This is a genomic window from Agrobacterium sp. 22-209-1 (genome assembly GCF_053522485.1).
The window spans coordinates 526,879-546,516 of record NZ_JBNWCH010000003.1 but is presented as its reverse complement, the minus strand read 5'-3'; the positions used below and the strand labels follow the sequence as shown (position 1 = coordinate 546,516).

Here is a 19,638-nt window from a genome sequence, read left to right as displayed (position 1 = left end):
AGCGGGTGGCGTGCACTCAAGCGGAAAATATATGCCGGACGAACCTTAGCATATTAACGGCGGTCGTCACCCCTGATGCAGGACATGCGCGGCCTTCACAGCCGCCGACGCGCGGTTTTCGACGCCGAGCTTCACATAGATCTGCTCCAGATGCTTGTTCACGGTTCTCGCGGAAAGGCCGAGGATATCGCCGATATCGCGGTTGGATTTGCCTTTGGCAATCCACAACAGAACTTCCGATTCCCGCGTTGTCAGGGCAAAGTGGTCCTTCAGCAGATGGTCGTCGGATTTCTCATTGGCGGCGGTCAGGCGGAAGAGATATTCGTCCGGTCCCATCGCGCCGAGGAAGGAGAGTTGCAAAGCGGGCCGCCCGGCCTCGGTGATCGTCAGCGGCGTGTCGCGGGCGGCATCCACCGTTGCCCGGTGCGAAAGCCAGCCGGAAATATGGGCAACGACAATCTCCAGCCCATCATCCCGGCCGGTCGCGGCATTGACCAGCCGCGTCGCCTGCGGGGTGGACCAGTGGATGGCGCCATTGGCGCGCACGGCCAGCAGATGGCGGCCGGCGGCGTCGAGGGCGACGCGGGCGCTTTGCGCCGAGCGGGCGTTGGAGAGATGCACGCGGATGCGGGCGCGCAGCTCGTCGATATTGATTGGCTTGGTCAGATAATCGACGCCGCCGGATTCGAGCGCCCGCACCACATGTTCGGTCTCTGTCAGCCCGGTCATGAAGATGACCGGCACCTGCGCCACCGCCGCATTGGCCTTCAGGCGACGGCAGGTCTCGAAACCGTCCATGGCCGGCATGACGGCGTCGAGCAGGATGATGTCGGGCGTAATGCGTTCGGCAATGTTGAGCGCGGCCTGGCCGGAGGTGGCGATGAGGGCGGAAAAGCCGGATTGCTCCAGCGCGTCGGTGAGGAACCCCAGAGCTTCCGGGCTGTCATCCACCAGCAATACGATGTCTCTCGGGGCTGCCGCCACCTGACCGCTCATGCCTTGCCGTCTCCCGTGTCTTTATCTGCAAACCGTTTGAGAAAATGCGCGTAACCGGCCAGATCGAAGGCCTGCACATAGGTGCCGAGCTCCCGCGTGAAGGGCAGGTTATCCGTGTTGCGGGCAAGATCGGCGAGTTTCGCCTCGATGCCGCGTATGTAGCCTATTTCGCCGAGCCGCTGCAAATCCTGGATATGAATTGCGCCGGGATGGATGATCTCGGCAGGGGGCTGCTGCTTTGGCGCGGGCGGCAGATCGGTATCGTAAATCCATTTCAGCCCGAGATGCACGGCGAGCCTGTCGCAGAGATGGCGGATATCGACCGGCTTGGCGATGGCGTCATTGTGGTTGTCCTCCCCCGCGCCAGCGACAGTGCCGTCGCCGATATTGGCCGAGAGCATGATGAGCGGGGCCGTCTGCCCTGCCTCGCGAAGCTTCGTCACCAGCTGCCAGCCGGTCATGCCGGGCATGGAAATATCGATGAGGAAAAGGTCTGGCTTCACCCCTTCGATGAGGGTGAGGCATTCGGGGCCGGATTGCGCCGTCAGCACCACGAAATCGAGCGGCGAAAGCACCTGCCGCATTAGTTCGCGGTGATCCTCATTGTCATCGACCACGACAATGGTGCGGCGCGGCCCGGAATAGGAGCGGATAGTCTTTTCCGCCGCTGGCGTCGTGCTTGGCCGGTGCACGGCAGACAGCATGAGGCGCACGCGGAAGGTGGATCCCTCATCCTTTTCGCTGGAAACGGAAATCTCGCCACCGAGCGTATTGGTCAGAAGCCTTGTAATCGTCAGCCCCAGGCCAAGGCCGGGCATCGGCCGCACGCTTTCGGCCTCGCCGCGCTGGAAGGGTTCGTAGATGCGGGCGAGGTCCTTTTCCGCGATGCCGCGGCCGGTATCGGACACGGTGAAGCTTGCCACCTGGCTTCGATAACCGACATCGAAGGTGACCGCGCCCTCATCGGTGAATTTGATGGCGTTGGAGAGCAGGTTGACGAGGATCTGGCGCAGCCGCTTTTCATCGGTGCGGACATATTGCGGCAGAGCGGGCGAGCGCTCGTGGCGGAATTCCAGGCCCTTGGCCTGCGCCTGCGGGCGGAACATATCGACGATCTGATCGAGGAAATCCTGAATGTTGATCTCGTTGGAATAGACCTGCAGGCGGCCCGCCTCGATCTTGGAAATGTCGAGAAGCCCGTCGATCAAACCCGAGAGGTGGTCGGCGGAGCGGCGGATGACCTTGATCGCCGATTGGCGGGGAGGGGGGATGGTCTCGTCCCGCTCGAGAATCTGGGCATAACCGAGAACGGCGTTGAGCGGCGTGCGCAATTCGTGACTGAGGCCAACGACATACCGGCTCTTGGCGCGGTTGGCGGCTTCCGCCGTTTCCTTGGCGTCCTGAAGGGCGGCGTCGGTCTTTTTGTGGGCGGCGATTTCCTTCAGCAGTAGCGTGTTCTGGCGCGAGGATTCCTCTTCCGCCACCACGCGGCTGTCATGGGCAAGCACAAGGAACCAGCAGACGATGCCGGCAATGACGGCGAAGACGAAAAACACGATGAGGATGGTGCGGTTGACCACATCTGCCGTTGCCGGCGAGGCGGTGCCGACCTGATGGGCGATCATCGCCAATATGCCGCCGATGGCGGTGACGGCAATCGCCGCCGCCATCCCATAACGCCCCAGCCGGGTGGCGAGTTTGGCCACCAGCTGTCTCGGGAGAAAGGTTTTTGCGACAGTCGCGACCTGATAGTTGAGCTTGGCCTTGGGCTTGCACATGTCATGGCAGCGGCTGTCCAGCGAGCAGCAGAGCGAACAGATCGGCGCCGCATAGGCCGGGCACCACGCCATGTCTTCCGGCTCGAACGGGTGTTCGCAGATGGAGCAGGTGATGGCGCTCAGCTCGCGCCATTGCTGGCGCGGCTTGCGGGCGAGATAAAATTTACCCTTTGTGCCCCAGGCAATCAGCGGCGAGGCGATGAAAGCGACGATGAGCGTCAGATAGGGCGCGAGCGATGCGGCGAGCGGCCCGAAGGCGCCGAAATGCGCCATTAGCGCAATTGTGGCCGAAAGCGTCATGGAGCCGACGCCGACGGGATTGATATCATAGAGATGGGCGCGCTTGAACTCGATGCCCGGTGGGGCAAGGCCGAGCGGCTTGTTGATGAACAGATCGGCCGAAATGGTGCAGAGCCACGCCATGGCGATGATAGAGAAGATGCCGAGCGTTTCTTCCAGCAGGCGGTAGATGCCGAGTTCCATCAGAAGCAGCGCGATCGCCACATTGAAGACCAGCCAGACGACGCGGCCGGGATGGCTGTGGGTGAGCCGCGAGAAGAAATTCGACCAGGCGAGCGAACCCGCATAGGCGTTCATGACATTGATCTTCAGCTGCGAGACGACGACGAAGGCGACCATCAGCAGCATCGCCGCCGTCTGGTTGGGGATCATGTAGCCGAAGGCGGTGAGATACATCTGGGCCGGATCGGCGGCGCGGTCCACCGAGACGCCGGAGCTGAAGGTGAGCACGACAAGGAAGGAACCGGCCAGCAGCTTCGGCACGCCGACGACGACCCAACCGGCACCCGCCAGAAACACCGCGAGGCGGTGGCGCAGCCGGCTCTGGCCTTCGGCCGGCAGGAAGCGCAGGAAGTCCACCTGTTCGCCGATCTGCGACATCAGCGCCAGAATGACGGCCGAGGCCGCGCCGAATTCCACGAGGTTGAAATCCGCCACGGTGCCGGGCGGGCCGGAGGCGTGGTGAATGCCGGCAAAGGCGCGCCAGAGATCGTATTTTTCCCAGTCCATCAGGGCGATGAAGATGAAGGGCAGGATGTTCAGCACGATCCAGAAAGGCTGGGTGATGATCTGGAAACGGCTGATGAGGCGCACGCCATGGGTGACGAGCGGAATGACCATGACGGCGGAGATGATGTAGCCGATCCAGAGCGGTATGCCGAGCGCCAGCTCCAGCGCGCCGGACATGATCGACGCCTCGATGGCAAAGAGCATGAAGGTGAAAGCGGCATAGATCAGCGAAGTGATGGTGGAGCCGATATAACCGAAGCTCGCGCCGCGCGTCAGGAGATCGATATCGACGCCGTGGCGGATGGCATAACGGCTGATCGGCAGGCCGACCGCGAGCATGGCAACGGCCGCGACGAGGATGGCGTAAAAGGCGTTGGTGGTGCCGTAGGACAGCGTGATCGCGCCGCCGATGGCTTCCAGCGCCAGAAAGGAAATCGCGCCGATGGCGGTGTGGGAAATGCGGTTGGAGGAAAATTGCCGGGCGCTCTTGGCGGTGAAGCGCAGCGCATAATCTTCCAGCGTCTGGTTGGCGACCCAGCGGTTATATTCGCGCCTGACGGGGATGATGCGTTGCCGTGCCGCCATGCCTATCGAGCGCCTTTCCGCAAGGGGCCTCTCACAGCCGCACCGACATGCCGCCATCCACCGTCAGCACATGGCCATTGACGAAGGAGGCCGCGTCGCTCGCCAGAAACAGGGCGGCACCGGCGATTTCATCCGGCCTGCCCCAGCGCTCCAGCGGCACGCGCAGCTTGGCAAAGGCAACCATCTCAGGATTCTCGGCGAGCGCCGCATTGGTTTCGGTGGCGAACATGCCCGGCGCAATGGCGTTGCTGGTGATGCCGCGCGCGCCATATTCGACAGCGATTGCGCGCATCAGTCCGGTCAGCCCCTGTTTGGCAACGGGATAGATCGCATCACCCGGCCTGACGATGTGGCCGAGAATGGAGGTGATGGTGATGATGCGGCCGTAAGCATTGGCATTCATGGCTTCAGCCGCGTCGCGCGAGAGCGAGATGGAGGAGGTGAGGTCGGTGCGGATAAGATCCAGCACGTCCTCGTCGCTGAATTCGGCAAGCGGACGGCGGTCGCGCGCACCGACATTGTTGACGAGGATATCGAGATGGCCGAACTCGCCCATGATACGGCGGACCAGGGCGCTTCCGGCGGCGGTATCGGCGATATCGAAAGCGGCGTAATCGGCCTTGCCACCAGCCTTGCGCAGCGTGTCGACCGCCTGTTGCAGCGTCTTGGCGTTGCGGCCGGTCAGCCAGACATGGGCGCCCGCTTCGGCAAAGGCGCTGGCGATTTCGAAACCAAGGCCGCGACCGCTGCCGGTAATAACGGCGATGCGGTTTTCGAGAGAGAATTTCTGGAGAATGCCCATCGCTCACCTTCTTGCTTGAGAGCATCGGACCGAAAACGATGGTGCGGTTTTCGGAAAACCCGAGGCTGTTGGTCAAAGCCACGCCGCTTGTTTGAGCTTGCGTATGGGAAGACTATGCCGTGTCCGGCGCTCGGCGAAAGGTCGCCTGTCCGGTCCGGCCGTTCGGTGGACATAAAAATGGCGTCGCCCGGTTGCGGGCGACGCCATGTCTTGGGTTATCAGGCAGCAGCCGACTTTGCGAGCGGCACTTCCGCGATCGTCTTCAGAACGACGGAAGCGATCTGGTACGGGCAGCCCTGCGAGTTCGGACGACGGTCTTCGAGGTAACCCTTGTAACCGTTGTTGACGAAGGAATGTGGAACGCGGATCGAGGCGCCACGGTCGGCAACGCCGTAGGAGAACTTGTTCCACGGAGCGGTTTCGTGCTTGCCGGTCAGGCGCATGTGGTTGTCCGGACCGTAAACGTCGATGTGCTCTTTCCAGTTCTTGGCAAAAGCGGCCATGAGGGCTTCGAAATATTCCTTGCCGCCAACTTCGCGCATGAACTTGGTGGAGAAGTTGCAGTGCATGCCCGAACCGTTCCAGTCGGTATCGCCGAGCGGCTTGCAATGGAATTCGACGTCGATGCCGTACTGTTCGCAAAGGCGCAGCAGCAGGTAACGGGCGATCCAGATCTGGTCGGCGGCGCGCTTGGAGCCCTTGCCGAATACCTGGAATTCCCACTGGCCCTTCGCCACTTCGGCGTTGATGCCTTCGTGGTTGATGCCGGCTTCGAGGCACAGATCGAGGTGCTCTTCAACGATTTCGCGGGCAACCGAACCGACGTTCTTGAAGCCGACGCCAGTGTAGTAAGGACCCTGCGGAGCCGGGAAACCCTGTTCCGGGAATCCGAGCGGGCGGCCGTCCTGGTAGAAGAAATATTCCTGCTCGAAGCCGAACCATGCATCTTCGTCGTCGAGGATGGTGGCGCGGCTGTTCGACGGATGCGGGGTGACGCCATCGGGCATCATGACTTCGCACATGACGAGCGCGCCGTTGGAGCGGGCCGGATCCGGGTAGATCGCGACGGGCTTCAGCACGCAATCGGAAGAGTGGCCTTCGGCCTGCTGCGTGGAAGAGCCGTCAAAGCCCCAAAGCGGCAGCTGCTCGAGTGTCGGGAATTCATCGAATTCCTTGATCTGGGTTTTGCCGCGCAGGTTGGGGACCGGCTTGTATCCGTCCAGCCAGATGTACTCGAGTTTGAACTTAGTCATTACGAACCTCTCATAGGTAACAATGCGAAGCCTTGAGGCCTCCCGTGGCTTTCGCCACCGGAAGCGCATTCGCGTTCAAGGGCTGACCCCTTAGATGCATGCCGCGTGCCAGATTGGCGATATCTGGCGATTTTTTCGAAAAATCTTTCAAGGCCCATGTCGCTCAGCGGCTGCGATATCGCCCACGCGCGCTTCTGCTGCGCTGCGGCAGGTAAATTCACCCCTCATGTTTCATCATTGAATCCTGATAGATAGCCGGCATGCTCTTGGGAAATGCCCTGCTGCGGTGCAATGATTTCGATTGCGCGCGAGGGATTGGCAATTGCCCCAAAAACCGGCGCTTTCGGAATGGTTTTTCTTGTAGAAGAGGCGATTAATGCCTATATTTTTCGCAGGGTGATTTTTTTTTAATCAAACGGAGCGAATCCGGGTTTTAAGGGTTTGCTCCTGATACCAAAGTGCTTCGATGCAAACAGAGTGAGATGACCGAAATGGCGACTGGCTTTCATCGTGAGACGGCGACGATCTATCAATTCCCGAATGGCGGGCGCGCGGGCGTGTCCAAGTTCCGCAACAGCGGGCTGAGTGACCTCGAGCGCGAGGCGCGGGAGCCGCATGTGGATTTTGGCTCGTGGTATCACGACGAGGCGATCCGTGACGAAGAGCGGGACGGCAAGCCGCATTCTTGATGTGCGGACGTTGCCGCGAATTTCTTCTCCCCGAGGGGTAGAAGGTGGCCCGAAGGGTCGGATGAGGGCGTAACCCCTCCGTATATATTGACGCTCGCCCCCTCATCCCACTGCCGCGGACTTCTCCCCGAGGGGGAGAAGAAACAAGGGGAGACGTCTCTCTCCATATAGGTAGTTCCGCTCTGGGCGCTAATCTCCCACCCCCCCCCCACTGCAGCTTTCGCCACCCCGACTACGTCAATTGACGTATACGGTTTCGCGCTCGCGAGATCGATAGTCCCTCCCAGCAGCGGCCGCAGATGCCGCTGAGCCTCCACGAGAGGCCAACAAGGAGAGGGGTTCTTCCGATGATATTCCGCAAGACGCTTAGTGCCGCGCTGCTTGGCGCGATCCTGTCCACCACCGCCTTCCATGGCGCTTTTGCCGCAGACGACACCATCAAGGTCGGCGTGCTGCATTCGCTGTCCGGCACCATGGCGATTTCAGAGACGACGCTGAAAGACGCCATGCTGATGCTCATCGACGAGCAGAACAAGAAGGGTGGCGTGCTCGGCAAGAAACTCGAAGCCGTCGTGGTCGATCCGGCCTCCGACTGGCCGCTCTTCGCCGAAAAGGCTCGTCAGCTGATTTCGCAGGACAAGGTCGCCGCCGTTTTCGGCTGCTGGACCTCGTCGTCGCGCAAATCCGTTCTGCCGGTTTTCGAAGAGCTGAACTCCATCCTGTTCTATCCGGTTCAGTATGAGGGTGAAGAATCCTCGCGCAACATTTTCTACACGGGTGCAGCACCCAACCAGCAGGCCATTCCGGCCGTCGATTACCTCGCCAATACCGAAGGCGTCGAGCGTTGGGTTCTGGCCGGCACGGACTATGTCTATCCGCAGACCACCAACAAGATCCTGAAGGCCTACCTGATGTCGAAGGGCGTCAAGGAAGAGGACATCATGATCAACTACACGCCGTTCGGTCATTCCGACTGGCAGACGATCGTATCCGACATCAAGAAATTCGGCTCGGCCGGCAAGAAGACCGCCGTTGTCTCCACCATCAATGGTGACGCCAACGTGCCATTCTACAAGGAACTGGCGAACCAGGGCATCAAGGCCGAGGACATTCCGGTCGTCGCCTTCTCCGTGGGTGAAGAAGAGCTTGCCGGTCTCGATACCGCGCCGCTGGTCGGCCACCTTGCCGCCTGGAACTACTTCCAGTCCGTCGATGCTCCCGTCAATGCCGAGTTCATCAAGACCTGGCATGCCTTCACCAAGAACGACAAGCGCGTGACCAACGACCCGATGGAAGCCGCCTATATCGGCTTCAACGCCTGGGTAAAGGCTGTCGAGGCCGCCGGCACCACCGATACGGACCAGGTTCTGGACAGTATCATCGGCGTCTCCGTGCCGAACCTTTCGGGCGGTTACTCCACCGTCATGCCGAACCACCACATCACCAAGCCGGTGCTGATCGGCGAAATCCAGGCCGACGGCCAGTTCGAGATCGTGCAGCAGACACCGCAGGTGGTGGGTGACGAATGGTCGGATTACCTGCCGGACTCGAAGGATCTGATCTCGGACTGGAGAAAGCCGATGTCCTGCGGCAACTTCAACGTGGCCACGGGCAAGTGCGGCGGCAAGGGTAGCTGATTAGCAGGAGCACTGCGATGCCGGTCAGCATTGTCTGACTGGCATCATTTCCCCAAACGCGACGTCATCCTCGGGCTTGACCCGAGGATCCACTGCCACGATCCCCGAACTCTTCGTCAGCGCAACTTTGCGACTGCCGGGATGGATCCTCGGGTCAAGCCCGAGGATGACGTCGAGAGGAGGGGAGTTTGAAGGTGAAGCGCCTTCGCCAAAGTTTGCGCGCCAGTGATACGGTGCAGGCTTCCAAGGGGGACTTGGGACTATGTTTTTTCGCTTGCTGGCCGTCATAGGCCTCCTGTTTGGCTTCGCGACGGTATCCCTCGCGCAAAGCGACCCAAAGGCGCTGATCGACCAGCTCGGCACGGCTGATTTCAAGCAGGCCGAAGTGCTGATCGGGCAGCTTGCCGCAACGGGCGATGCGCGCGTCGTTCCGGCACTGGAGGCTTTTGCGGCGGGTGATCTCTATGTGCGCAAGTCCGACAATCTCGTCTTCATGACCAAGCCCGCCGGTTCCGATTTCACGCTCATCGACCCGCTGACGGGTGAAAGCGCCGGTTCGGCGCCGAAGGCGGCGGTTTCCAAGATCAGGGTCAACAATAATCTTCGCCGCGTTATCCGCGCCGCGATGGGCGGGCTGACGTTGCTCAGCCCGGAAAAATCCGTGCGGCTTTCGGCGGCTGACGCCGTCCTGAAAGCCCCGAGCGCTGAAAATCTCGAATTGCTGGAAGCGGCCATAGCAAAGGAAACCGACAGTGAGGTGCGGACCCGGATGGAGGAGGCGCGGGCTGTCTCGCTGCTCTCCTCCGACCGCTCCCTCGAAGCCAAAAAAGAAGCGATCGCCACCATCAAGGCGCTTGGCGGGCGCGATGCGATCAGCATTCTGATGGCGGCGACGCCGTCGGTCGATCCGAGCCTGAAGCCGGATGTGGACGAGGCGATTTCCAGCATCGAGAGTTCCCTTGCCTTTTGGGATTACGCCCAGAATGTCTGGTACGGCCTGTCGCTCGGTTCCGTGCTGCTGCTCGCCGCCATCGGTCTTGCCATCACCTTCGGCGTCATGGGCATCATCAACATGGCGCATGGCGAGATGGTGATGATCGGCGCTTACTCCACCTTCATGGTGCAGGAACTGATACGCAGCCATTTCCCCGGCCTTTTCGACTGGTCGCTGGCGATTGCCCTACCAGCCGCCTTTCTCGTCACGGCCTGCGTCGGCCTCATCATGGAACGTGGCGTCATCCGTTATCTCTATGGACGATCGCTGGAAACGCTGCTCGCCACCTGGGGCATCTCGCTGATCCTGCAACAGGGTGTACGCTCGATTTTCGGCCCCACCAATCGTGAGGTCGGCAGCCCCGGCTGGATGTCCGGCTCCTTCAGCGTCGGTTACCTCAATTTCACCTGGAACCGGGTGTGGATCGTCTGCTTCTCGCTCTCCGTGTTCTTTGCGCTGCTGGTGCTTCTGAAGCGTTCGGCCTTCGGGTTGCAGATGCGCGCCGTCACCCAGAACCGCCGCATGGCTTCCTCCATGGGCATTCGCACCCCTTGGGTGGATGCTTTCACCTTCGCGCTCGGTTCCGGTGTTGCCGGGCTCGCCGGCGTGGCGCTGTCGCAGATCGACAATGTCTCGCCCAATCTCGGCCAGAGCTACATCATCGACAGTTTCATGGTCGTGGTGTTCGGCGGCGTCGGCAATCTCTGGGGAACGCTGGTGGGCGCACTGTCGCTCGGCGTGCTCAACAAGTTCCTCGAGCCGACGGTAGGCGCTGTGCTTGGCAAGATCCTCGTGCTCGTCCTCATCATCCTGTTCATCCAGAAGCGGCCGCGCGGTCTCTTCGCACTCAAGGGAAGGGCGATCGAAGCATGATTACCGGCTTCCTCCTGCGCGCGCTCGATCGCCGCATTTCCATCGCCATCGGCATCATTCTCGCCATCGCCGTTCTGGTGCCCGCCTCCAACCTGCTGTTGCCTGAAGACAGCGCGTTCCGCATCCCGACCTACATCATGTCGATGCTCGGCAAATATCTGGCCTATGCGCTGCTCGCGCTCGCGCTTGATCTGGTCTGGGGATATTGCGGCATTCTCTCGCTCGGCCACGCCGCCTTCTTCGCGCTCGGCGGTTATGCCATGGGCATGTATCTGATGCGGCAGATCGGCACGCGCGGGGTTTACGGTCATCCCGTGCTGCCTGACTTCATGGTGTTCCTCAACTGGAAGGAACTGCCCTGGTTCTGGCACGGCTTCGACATGTTCTGGTTTGCGGCGCTGATGGTGCTTGTCGTGCCGGGGCTGCTCGCATTCGTCTTCGGCTGGTTTGCCTTCCGCTCGCGCGTCAATGGCGTTTATCTCTCGATCATCACCCAGGCCATGACCTATGCGCTGCTGCTTGCCTTCTTCCGCAACGACATGGGTTTCGGCGGCAATAATGGGCTGACCGATTTCAAGGATATTCTTGGCTATTCCGTACAGGCCGATGGCACCCGTGCCGTCCTGTTTGCCATGACGGCGGTGATGCTGGCGATCTCGCTTTTGATTGCCTCGGGCATCGTCAACTCCAAATTCGGCAAGGTGCTGGTGGGCGTGCGCGATGCCGAAAGCCGGGTGCGGTTCCTTGGTTTTCGGGTGGAAAACATCAAGCTCTTCACCTTCGTCGTGTCTGCCATGATGGCGGGCATTGCCGGTGCGTTGTTCGTGCCGCAGGTGGGCATCATCAATCCCGGCGAATTTTCCCCGGCCAACTCCATCGAAGTGGTGGTTTGGACGGCGGTGGGCGGGCGCGGCACATTGATCGGGCCGATCATCGGGGCGCTGCTGGTCAATGGCGGCAAGAGCTATTTCACCGGTGCATTTCCAGAGTTCTGGCTGTTTGCGCTCGGCGGCCTCTTCATCGCTGTAACCCTGTTCTTCCCCAAGGGCATCGTCGGCACGGTGCAGCATTATCTGGCCGGACGGCGCGAAAAGCGGGCGGCGGGCGCGGCGCGTCAAGCTGGCAACGACAGCGCGGTTGCGCAACAGGCGGCGGAGTAAGCCCATGAACACGGTTTCCGAAAACAGAACCAAGAGCCTGCTTTATCTCGACGGTGTTTCCGTTTCCTTCGATGGGTTCAGGGCGCTGAACTCTCTCTCCTTCGTGGTGGAGCCGGGCGAGCTTCGCGCCATCATCGGCCCGAATGGCGCCGGCAAGACGACGATGATGGATATCATCACCGGCAAGACGCGGCCGGACACGGGCACGGTGCTGTTCGAAGACAGCATCGACCTCACCAAAAAGGACGAGGCGGACATCGCCCAGCTCGGCATAGGGCGAAAGTTCCAGAAACCGACGGTGTTCGAAAGCCATACCGTTTGGGACAATCTGGAACTGGCGCTGAACCGCAAGCGCGGCGTGTTCGCCACGCTGTTCTACCGGCTGACGGCGGAGGACAAGGCACGCATCGAGGAAATCCTCGCCACCGTACGCCTTTCCCACCGCCGCGGCGATCTCGCCGCCAATCTCTCCCATGGGCAGAAACAGTGGCTGGAGATCGGCATGCTGCTCGCGCAGGAGCCGAAGCTGCTGTTGGTGGACGAGCCGGTGGCTGGCATGACGGACGCGGAAACCGCCGAAACCGCCGTGCTCCTGAAGGAAATCGCAAAGACCCGCTCTGTTGTCGTGGTGGAGCATGACATGGGCTTCATCCGTGAACTGGGGGTGAAGGTGACGTGTCTTGCCGAAGGCTCGGTGCTGGCCGAAGGGTCGATCGATTTTGTGTCGAGCGATCCGAAGGTGATCGAGAATTATCTGGGGCGGTGATGGTGGTGTTTGCGGCTTTACCCCCCTCTGCCCTGCCGGGCATCTCCCCCTCAAGGGGGGAGATCAGATGCCGCACCCGCCCGTTCCATGGGCAGAGTTTTCGCCGCTTGCCGATCTCCCCCCTTGAGGGGGAGATGCCTGGCAGGGCAGAGGGGGGTAGCGCCGCCCACCATACCGTCATTGGAGTTTCACCATGCTGACAGTCGACAACATCAACCTCCACTACGGCGCAGCCCAGGCGCTGCGCGGCGTTTCGCTGAATGCTGAAATGGGCAAGATCACCTGTGTTCTCGGCCGCAACGGTGTAGGCAAAAGCTCGCTTTTGCGCGCCGTCACTGGCCAGCATGCCATCAGTGGCGGTTCGATCAGCTTTGGCGGTGCGCCGCTGGATGGGCTGGCGCCTTACCACCGGGCCAAGCGCGGCGTCGGTTACGTGCCGCAGGGGCGGGAAATCTTTCCGCTGCTCAGCGTGCAGGAAAACCTGGAGAGCGGTTATGCGCCGCTGCCGCGTAAGGAACGGTTCATTCCGGATGATATTTTCAGCCTGTTTCCCGTGCTGCAATCCATGCTGGGAAGGCGCGGCGGCGATCTTTCCGGCGGCCAGCAGCAGCAGCTTGCCATTGGCCGGGCGCTGGTGACGCGGCCGAAGATCCTCGTTCTCGACGAGCCGACCGAGGGCATTCAGCCGTCGATCATCAAGGATATCGGCCGGGCGATCAAATATCTGCGCGATTCCACCGGCATGGCGATCCTGCTGGTCGAGCAATATCTGGATTTCTGCCGCGAGCTCGCCGATTACGTCTACATCATGGATCGCGGCGAGATCGTGCATCAGGGCCTGGCCGAGACGCTGGATACGCCCGAGGCGCGGCGTCACCTGACAGTATAAACCGAGACTAAAGATGCCGCACGCCGATCACGATGTGCAAACGGCCGATTAATATTTTGAAAGTCTATGCGTGTCTGCATGGCTTTTATGCGCAATCTTAGCATTTCGTTGAATAAAAGCCTGTGATATTGGCAGCGCAAATGCTGCATGCGGGACACAGGAAAAGTCTATTCGCACGCCGCGACAGTTGATCCCTTACATTCCACGCACGTCCGACGTATCGTCGGGAAAACCGTGCCCAATAAAGGCGTGTCAATGCATCAAGATTTTGCCATTGGCCGGGCCGCCCGGCTGTTCCGCTCCGCACGCACCCTCTTTCTGGGTCTTGCCATGTGCGCGAGCGCCGGTGTCGCAGCGTCGGCATCGACCTGCGGTCAATTGCCCGGACCCGGCATGGAGCCGGGCAGGCATGATTTTTCCATTCTTTCCAATGGCCAGAAACGCGACGGCGTCTATTTTGTTCCATCCGCCTATGATGGAAAAAAGCCGCTGCCCGTGGTGTTCGATTTTCATGGCTCCAACAGCAATCCGCATGGCCAGCTGAACCGCAGCGGCTGGGACAAGCTTGCCGAACGGGACGGTGTGGTGGTGGTGGCGCTGGCCGGCAGCCTGAATGGCGAATTGCCCGGCACCCATGCCTGGAATGTTCCCGGCGTCACCAAGCGCCCGGGCGGGCTGGACGAGGTCGGTTTCATCCGCGATGCCATCACCATGGTGAAGGGCAGGTTCTGCGTGGATGAGGAGCGTTTTTACGGTTCCGGTTATTCCGGCGGCGGGCGCATGCTGTCGCAATTCATCTGCAATGGCGGCGCGGATTTCACCGCTGCCGGTTTCGTTGCATCGCTGCGCGCGGGTTATCCGCTGGAGACGGAAGGCAAATGGGGACCGGATGCGGCAAGCTGCAAGCCTGCGCGGCCGATGTCGATCATCGCCTTTGCCGGGCTGAAAGACCCTGCCAATCCCTATCAGGGCGGCGGCAAGTCCTATTGGCAATATAGCGGCGAAACGGCGCTGAAGCGCTGGGCCGAAATGGACGGCTGCAAAGGCGCCGCCAAAAGCAAGGTGGGCGAGAGCTTCACCGTCAATTCCTATGATGTCTGCAAGGCTGGCGCACGCATTCAGTCCTATGTCATCAACGATTGGGACCACGCCTGGCCGCGCGCCACCATGAAGGCGGAAGTGCTGGCCGCGGCCGCCGTCGTCACCCGCAAGCCGGGCGGCGAACAGACGCCGAAGGCGGAACCGGCCGTGGAGCGCAAGATGCCCACAGGCGAAGTGACGCGCACGGTTGATGCGGCCGAAAGAATGTGGGATTTCTTCCGCAATACGGAAGGACAGCTGGTGGTGGACGCCGTCGTCAAGAAGGATTGCGGCGCAAAAGCCTCGTCCGCTTCCGCAACCGTTTCGGAGACCGCGTGCAGCAGCAACAGCAAGTCATCGTCCCTTCCGGTTGTGAAGACGCTCAACAGCCTGTCCGGCAGCAACGCGCCCGTGGCAGAGGACGCATTGTAACCAAGGCAGTTGAAGGGCGCAGCCGGCTGGACGAATTGTTTCAGGAAGGCTGCGCCAAGATCCGCCTGCCGGACACTTTTTCGAACGAAGCCGAGGCCATTCTCATCAATTCCTCCGGCGGGCTCACCGGCGGAGACGAGATCGAATGGCAGGCGGTCGCCGGTGCCGGCACCTCGCTTGTCGTGACAACGCAGGCCTGTGAGAAAGTCTACAAGGCATCATCAGGCACAGCCACGGTTACCGCCCGCATTTCTGCCGGGCCGGGCGCGAAACTGCACTGGCTGCCGCAGGAAACCATTCTCTTCGACCGGGCCTCGCTGACCCGCCGGCTGGAAGCCGATCTCGACAAATCCTCCGAATTCATCGCCGTCGAAGCCGTGTTGCTCGGTCGCCAGGCCATGGGCGAGGCGATGACGCATGGGCTTTTTCGTGACCGCTGGCGCATTCGCCACGGGGGCACGCTTGTGCATGCCGAAGAGCTTCTGTTTTCGGGCGAGGTGGCGGCGCTGACGGCGAAACCGGCGGTTCTCGCCGGCCAGGTCGCCTTTGCCACGCTGCTTTATATCGGACCGCTGGCCGAGGCGCTTCTGCCTAAAATCCGGGCTATTGCCGGGGAAAGCGGCGGCGCCAGCCAATGGCAGGGCAAGCTTGTGGTACGGGTTGCCGCCGCAGACGGTTTCTCCTTGAGAAAATTGCTTTTTCCGATCATTTCGCTCTTGCGAAACGGCGCGTCAGTGCCGAAAGTCTGGAATCTGTAAACCCTTCGGATCGCTTCGTATCAGGCGTCCCTCGGGGTCTGTCAACACGTCGGATCTGCTTGCCGCAACCATGCTGGCGGAACAGATTCCAAGCTGCGGGACCACGATGAACCTTAGCCCAAGAGAAAAAGACAAGCTGCTGATTTCCATGGCCGCCATGGTGGCGCGCCGCCGGCTGGAACGCGGTGTGAAGCTGAACTATCCCGAAGCGATTGCGCTGATTACCGATTTCGTGGTCGAGGGCGCCCGCGATGGCCGCGCCGTGGCCGAGCTGATGGAGGCGGGCGCGCATGTCATTTCCCGCGATCAGGTGATGGATGGTATCGCCGAGATGATCCATGATGTGCAGGTGGAAGCGACCTTTCCCGATGGAACCAAGCTGGTGACCGTTCACGAACCGATCAGGTGAGGGGCAAAGGCTGCATGGCGGCCAACGCTGCCTGAGACAAAAGGGGAAATTCCATGAAACCAGGCGAAATCATTGCCGCAGAGGGCACCATCGAACTCAATGCCGGCCAGCCGACCGTGACGATTGAAGTGGCCAATTCGGGTGACCGGCCTGTCCAGGTGGGCAGTCATTACCATTTTTTCGAGACCAATGCGGGTCTCCTGTTCGACCGCGACAAGGCGCGCGGCATGCGCCTCGATATTCCGGCCGGCACGGCGGTACGTTTCGAGCCCGGCCAGAAACGGGAAGTGACGCTGGTGCCGCTTTCCGGCAAGCGCGAGGTTTATGGTTTCCGTCAACAGGTCATGGGGAGGTTATGAAATGGCGACGGCGCATTATCATGGAAGCTGCCAGTGCGGCGATGTGAGCTTCGAGGTCGATGCCGATCTTGACCATACCGTCGTCTGCAATTGTTCGCGCTGCAAGCGCCTGGGTTCCACGCTCGCTTTTGCGCCGCGTGAGAAATTCACGCTGCTTTCCGGTAAGGACAAGCTCAGCGAATATCTCTTCAACAAACACAAGATCCATCATCTTTTCTGCTCCACCTGCGGCATCGAGAGCTTTGCTTATGCCGATGGGCCTGATGGCACGCCCATGGTGGCGGTCAATGCCAATTGTCTCGACGGTGTCGACCCCCGGGCGCTGAAGCCGCAGGCTTTTGACGGCGCGGCGGCCTGAGCGATGGCGATCAGCAAAAACAATCTCGTCATGACCGCCCTCGTCTGCGTGACTGCAGGCATCTCGATGCCGGTTGCCGCGCAGGAGCCGAACTGCAAGGAACCGCAGACGCAGGCGGACATGACGATTTGCGCCGGCAAGGATTACGAAAAGGCCGACAAACAGCTCAATGTCGACTATCAGAAGCTGCGCAAGCTGCTTGTCGAACGTGACAAAGCGGCGGATGCGGATGGCAAGGGTGCGGCCGATGCTCTGGTCACTGCCCAGCGCGCCTGGGTGGCGTTTCGCGATGCGAATTGCGCGCTATCAGGCTTTCAGGCGCGGGGTGGTTCTATGGAGCCGATGCTGATTTCTTCCTGCCTGGCCGAGATGAGCACTAAGCGTGCCGATGATCTGCGCCAGCTGTCGGAAGGCTTCTGAACGCATGGGGCGGCAGATCACGATTGTCGGAAATGGGGAGTTGCCGCCCGGCGCCGCCCGGCTCATCGACCGTTCGGATATCGTCATCCGTTTTAACGACTGCCGCTCCCTCGGGCTTGGTGGCACGCGCACCGATGTCGTGGCCGTCTGCAATACCGGGCGGCCGGGTCGCGAGATGAGCGAAGGGACCGAATGGCGCGAAAGCGACGGTGTGCGACAGGCGGCTGCCATCTGGTCGGTGCGTGATCCCGCAAAATTTGCAGAAATGGAACCCGGTATCCGCGCGCGCTGGCCGGAACTCACCGATTTCTGCGCCGATTACACAGCCGCCTTTGCGGCAATCGCGCGGGCGGGCGGCAAGAGCCATGTCGTTATCCATCGGGGCGTTCATGAACGGCTCGATGTCGCGCTCGAAGCCTATGCGCCCGCGCCCTATGTCTGCCCCAGCACCGGCCTTTTCGCCATCGCCCATGTTCTTGAGAATGTTAGCGATGAGGATGACGAGGTGGCGATTGCCGGCTTCGGCCATCAGGGCTGGAGCGGACATCCATTTACCGCCGAACAACAGCTGGTCGAAGCCCTCGCGGGCGAGGGCCGGCTCAAACGAATTTCTCCCACATCGATTTTCTCCGCGTCCGAAGGAGCCTGAGCCCATGCCTTACAAGATTTCCCGCGCCGCTTATGCCGGCATGTTTGGCCCGACTGTCGGCGACAAGGTGCGTCTTGCCGATACCGAACTCTTCATCGAGATCGAGAAGGACCACACCACCTATGGCGAGGAAGTGAAATTCGGCGGCGGCAAGGTCATTCGTGACGGCATGGGCCAGAGCCAGGCGACGCGGGCCGAAGGCGCCGTCGATACCGTCATTACCAATGCCGTCATCGTTGATCATAGCGGCATCTACAAGGCGGATGTGGGCCTGAAGAACGGCCGTATCCACGCCATCGGCAAGGCCGGCAACCCGGATACACAGCCGGGCGTGACGATCATCGTCGGCCCTTCGACGGAAGCAATTGCCGGCGAAGGCAAGATCCTGACGGCAGGCGGTATGGACGCGCATATCCACTACATCTGCCCGCAGCAGATCGAAGAAGCGCTGATGAGTGGCGTGACCTGCATGCTCGGTGGCGGTTCCGGCCCGGCGCACGGCACGCTTGCCACCACCTGCACCGGTGCTTGGCACATTGAGCGGATGATCGAAAGCTTCGATGCATTCCCCATGAACCTCGCGCTGGCCGGCAAGGGCAATGCCTCGCTGCCAGCGCCGCTGGAGGAGATGATCCTTGCCGGCGCATCGTCCCTGAAGCTGCATGAAGACTGGGGCACGACGCCTGCCGCCATCGACAATTGCCTGACGGTGGCCGACGACTATGACGTGCAGGTGATGATCCACACCGATACGCTGAACGAAAGCGGTTTCGTCGAAGACACGGTCGCCGCGATCAGAGGCCGCACCATCCATGCCTTCCACACCGAAGGTGCGGGCGGCGGGCACGCGCCTGACATCATCAAGGTCTGCGGCAACCCGAACGTCATTCCGTCCTCCACCAATCCGACCCGGCCCTACACGGTGAATACGCTCGCCGAACATCTCGACATGCTGATGGTGTGCCACCACCTGTCGCCATCCATTCCCGAGGATATCGCCTTCGCCGAAAGCCGCATCCGCAAGGAAACCATCGCGGCGGAGGATATTCTCCACGATATCGGTGCTTTTTCGATCATCTCTTCCGACAGCCAGGCCATGGGCCGTGTCGGCGAAGTGGCGATCCGCACCTGGCAGACCGCCGACAAGATGAAGCGCCAGCGCGGCCGCCTGAAGGAAGAGACCGGCGAGAACGACAATTTCCGTGTTCGTCGTTACATCGCCAAATATACCATCAACCCGGCCATCGCCCAGGGTGTCAGCCACGAGATCGGCTCCGTCGAAGTCGGCAAGCGCGCCGATCTGGTGTTGTGGAATCCGGCGTTTTTCGGCGTGAAGCCGGAAATGGTGTTGCTCGGCGGTTCCATCGCCGCGGCACCGATGGGCGATCCGAACGCCTCCATTCCCACACCGCAGCCGATGCATTACCGGCCGATGTTTGCGGCCTACGGTAAGCTGCGCACCAATTCCTCGGTCACTTTCGTGTCGCAGGCCTCGCTCGACGGTGGCCTTGCCCAGCGCCTCGGGGTCGCCAAGAAGCTTTTGGCGGTTAAGAACGTGCGTGGCGGTATCTCGAAAGCGTCGATGATCCACAATTCGCTGACGCCGCATATCGAGGTCGATCCCGAGACCTATGAGGTGCGGGCAGATGGCGAGCTTCTGACCTGCGAACCGGCGACGGTGCTGCCGATGGCGCAGCGTTATTTCCTGTTTTAACGGACGTT

Annotated in this window: 18 protein-coding genes and 1 pseudogene; 15 read left to right on the top strand and 4 right to left on the bottom strand. The window is 61.1% G+C overall.

Annotated elements, in window-relative coordinates; genetic code table 11:
- Positions 1–66: 66 nt before the first annotated feature.
- The 4 genes from ACQZ48_RS10505 to ACQZ48_RS10490 all read right to left on the bottom strand — a co-directional run bounded on the left by ACQZ48_RS10505 (position 67) and on the right by ACQZ48_RS10490 (position 6,443).
- Positions 67–996, bottom strand: a complete 930-nt coding sequence (locus tag ACQZ48_RS10505; RefSeq protein WP_448728801.1) for a response regulator — start codon at positions 994–996, stop codon at positions 67–69.
- Entirely contained in the window at positions 993–4,388 is a 3,396-nt protein-coding gene (locus tag ACQZ48_RS10500; protein ID WP_448728800.1) for a hybrid sensor histidine kinase/response regulator, read from the bottom strand. The genes ACQZ48_RS10505 and ACQZ48_RS10500 overlap by 4 nt, the downstream gene beginning before the upstream one ends.
- Positions 4,389–4,419: 31 nt before the next feature.
- Positions 4,420–5,190, bottom strand: coding sequence for an SDR family oxidoreductase (locus ACQZ48_RS10495; RefSeq protein WP_137410858.1), 771 nt, complete (start codon positions 5,188–5,190; stop codon positions 4,420–4,422).
- Between the two features lie 218 nt (positions 5,191–5,408).
- Positions 5,409–6,443, bottom strand: coding sequence for a glutamine synthetase beta-grasp domain-containing protein (locus ACQZ48_RS10490; protein WP_448728799.1), 1,035 nt, complete (start codon positions 6,441–6,443; stop codon positions 5,409–5,411).
- A 482-nt stretch (positions 6,444–6,925) separates the two neighbouring features.
- Here ACQZ48_RS10490 and ACQZ48_RS10485 point away from each other — a divergent pair, with 482 nt between their 5' ends.
- From ACQZ48_RS10485 to ureC, 15 genes and pseudogenes are all read left to right on the top strand, one after another.
- Positions 6,926–7,132 (top strand): DUF2735 domain-containing protein, encoded by a 207-nt coding sequence (locus ACQZ48_RS10485; protein WP_162520560.1) that lies wholly within the window; start codon positions 6,926–6,928, stop codon positions 7,130–7,132.
- 347 nt (positions 7,133–7,479) lie between these two features.
- Entirely contained in the window at positions 7,480–8,769 is a 1,290-nt protein-coding gene (gene urtA, locus ACQZ48_RS10480; protein WP_077981427.1) for an urea ABC transporter substrate-binding protein, read from the top strand.
- A 262-nt stretch (positions 8,770–9,031) separates the two neighbouring features.
- Positions 9,032–10,636, top strand: a complete 1,605-nt coding sequence (urtB, locus tag ACQZ48_RS10475) for an urea ABC transporter permease subunit UrtB (protein WP_448728798.1) — start codon at positions 9,032–9,034, stop codon at positions 10,634–10,636.
- Entirely contained in the window at positions 10,633–11,796 is a 1,164-nt protein-coding gene (gene urtC, locus ACQZ48_RS10470; RefSeq protein ID WP_142913632.1) for an urea ABC transporter permease subunit UrtC, read from the top strand. Before urtB ends, urtC begins: the two co-directional genes overlap by 4 nt.
- Before the next feature lie 4 nt (positions 11,797–11,800).
- The gene (urtD, locus tag ACQZ48_RS10465) at positions 11,801–12,562 is read left to right on the top strand and encodes an urea ABC transporter ATP-binding protein UrtD (protein WP_003513917.1); all 762 of its coding nucleotides are present in this window, start codon (positions 11,801–11,803) and stop codon (positions 12,560–12,562) included.
- A pseudogene (locus ACQZ48_RS10460) lies at positions 12,559–12,627 on the top strand (propionyl-coenzyme A carboxylase alpha polypeptide); the annotation flags it as partial. The gene urtD and the pseudogene ACQZ48_RS10460, both read left to right, overlap by 4 nt.
- Positions 12,628–12,755: 128 nt before the next feature.
- Positions 12,756–13,451, top strand: a complete 696-nt coding sequence (gene urtE, locus ACQZ48_RS10455; protein ID WP_077981432.1) for an urea ABC transporter ATP-binding subunit UrtE — start codon at positions 12,756–12,758, stop codon at positions 13,449–13,451.
- Between the two features lie 255 nt (positions 13,452–13,706).
- On the top strand, positions 13,707–14,963 hold the full coding sequence (locus ACQZ48_RS10450; RefSeq protein WP_448728797.1) for an alpha/beta hydrolase family esterase: 1,257 nt from the start codon (positions 13,707–13,709) through the stop codon (positions 14,961–14,963).
- On the top strand, positions 14,867–15,721 hold the full coding sequence (locus tag ACQZ48_RS10445; protein ID WP_448728796.1) for an urease accessory protein UreD: 855 nt from the start codon (positions 14,867–14,869) through the stop codon (positions 15,719–15,721). Before ACQZ48_RS10450 ends, ACQZ48_RS10445 begins: the two co-directional genes overlap by 97 nt.
- A gap of 106 nt (positions 15,722–15,827) precedes the next feature.
- Positions 15,828–16,130, top strand: a complete 303-nt coding sequence (locus ACQZ48_RS10440; RefSeq protein WP_003520609.1) for an urease subunit gamma — start codon at positions 15,828–15,830, stop codon at positions 16,128–16,130.
- Between the two features lie 53 nt (positions 16,131–16,183).
- The gene (locus ACQZ48_RS10435; RefSeq protein WP_063948241.1) at positions 16,184–16,489 is read left to right on the top strand and encodes an urease subunit beta; all 306 of its coding nucleotides are present in this window, start codon (positions 16,184–16,186) and stop codon (positions 16,487–16,489) included.
- A 1-nt stretch (position 16,490) separates the two neighbouring features.
- Positions 16,491–16,847 carry a GFA family protein gene (locus tag ACQZ48_RS10430; protein ID WP_077981434.1) on the top strand — a complete coding sequence of 119 codons (357 nt, stop codon included), beginning with the start codon at positions 16,491–16,493 and terminating at the stop codon, positions 16,845–16,847.
- Between the two features lie 3 nt (positions 16,848–16,850).
- The gene (locus ACQZ48_RS10425; RefSeq protein WP_269834207.1) at positions 16,851–17,267 is read left to right on the top strand and encodes a lysozyme inhibitor LprI family protein; all 417 of its coding nucleotides are present in this window, start codon (positions 16,851–16,853) and stop codon (positions 17,265–17,267) included.
- Positions 17,268–17,271: 4 nt separating this feature from the next.
- Positions 17,272–17,916, top strand: a complete 645-nt coding sequence (locus ACQZ48_RS10420; RefSeq protein ID WP_191217841.1) for a Urease operon accessory protein — start codon at positions 17,272–17,274, stop codon at positions 17,914–17,916.
- A 4-nt stretch (positions 17,917–17,920) separates the two neighbouring features.
- Positions 17,921–19,630: an urease subunit alpha gene (gene ureC, locus ACQZ48_RS10415; protein ID WP_173990028.1), complete on the top strand. Its 1,710-nt coding sequence runs from the start codon at positions 17,921–17,923 to the stop codon at positions 19,628–19,630.
- Positions 19,631–19,638 lie beyond the last annotated feature (8 nt).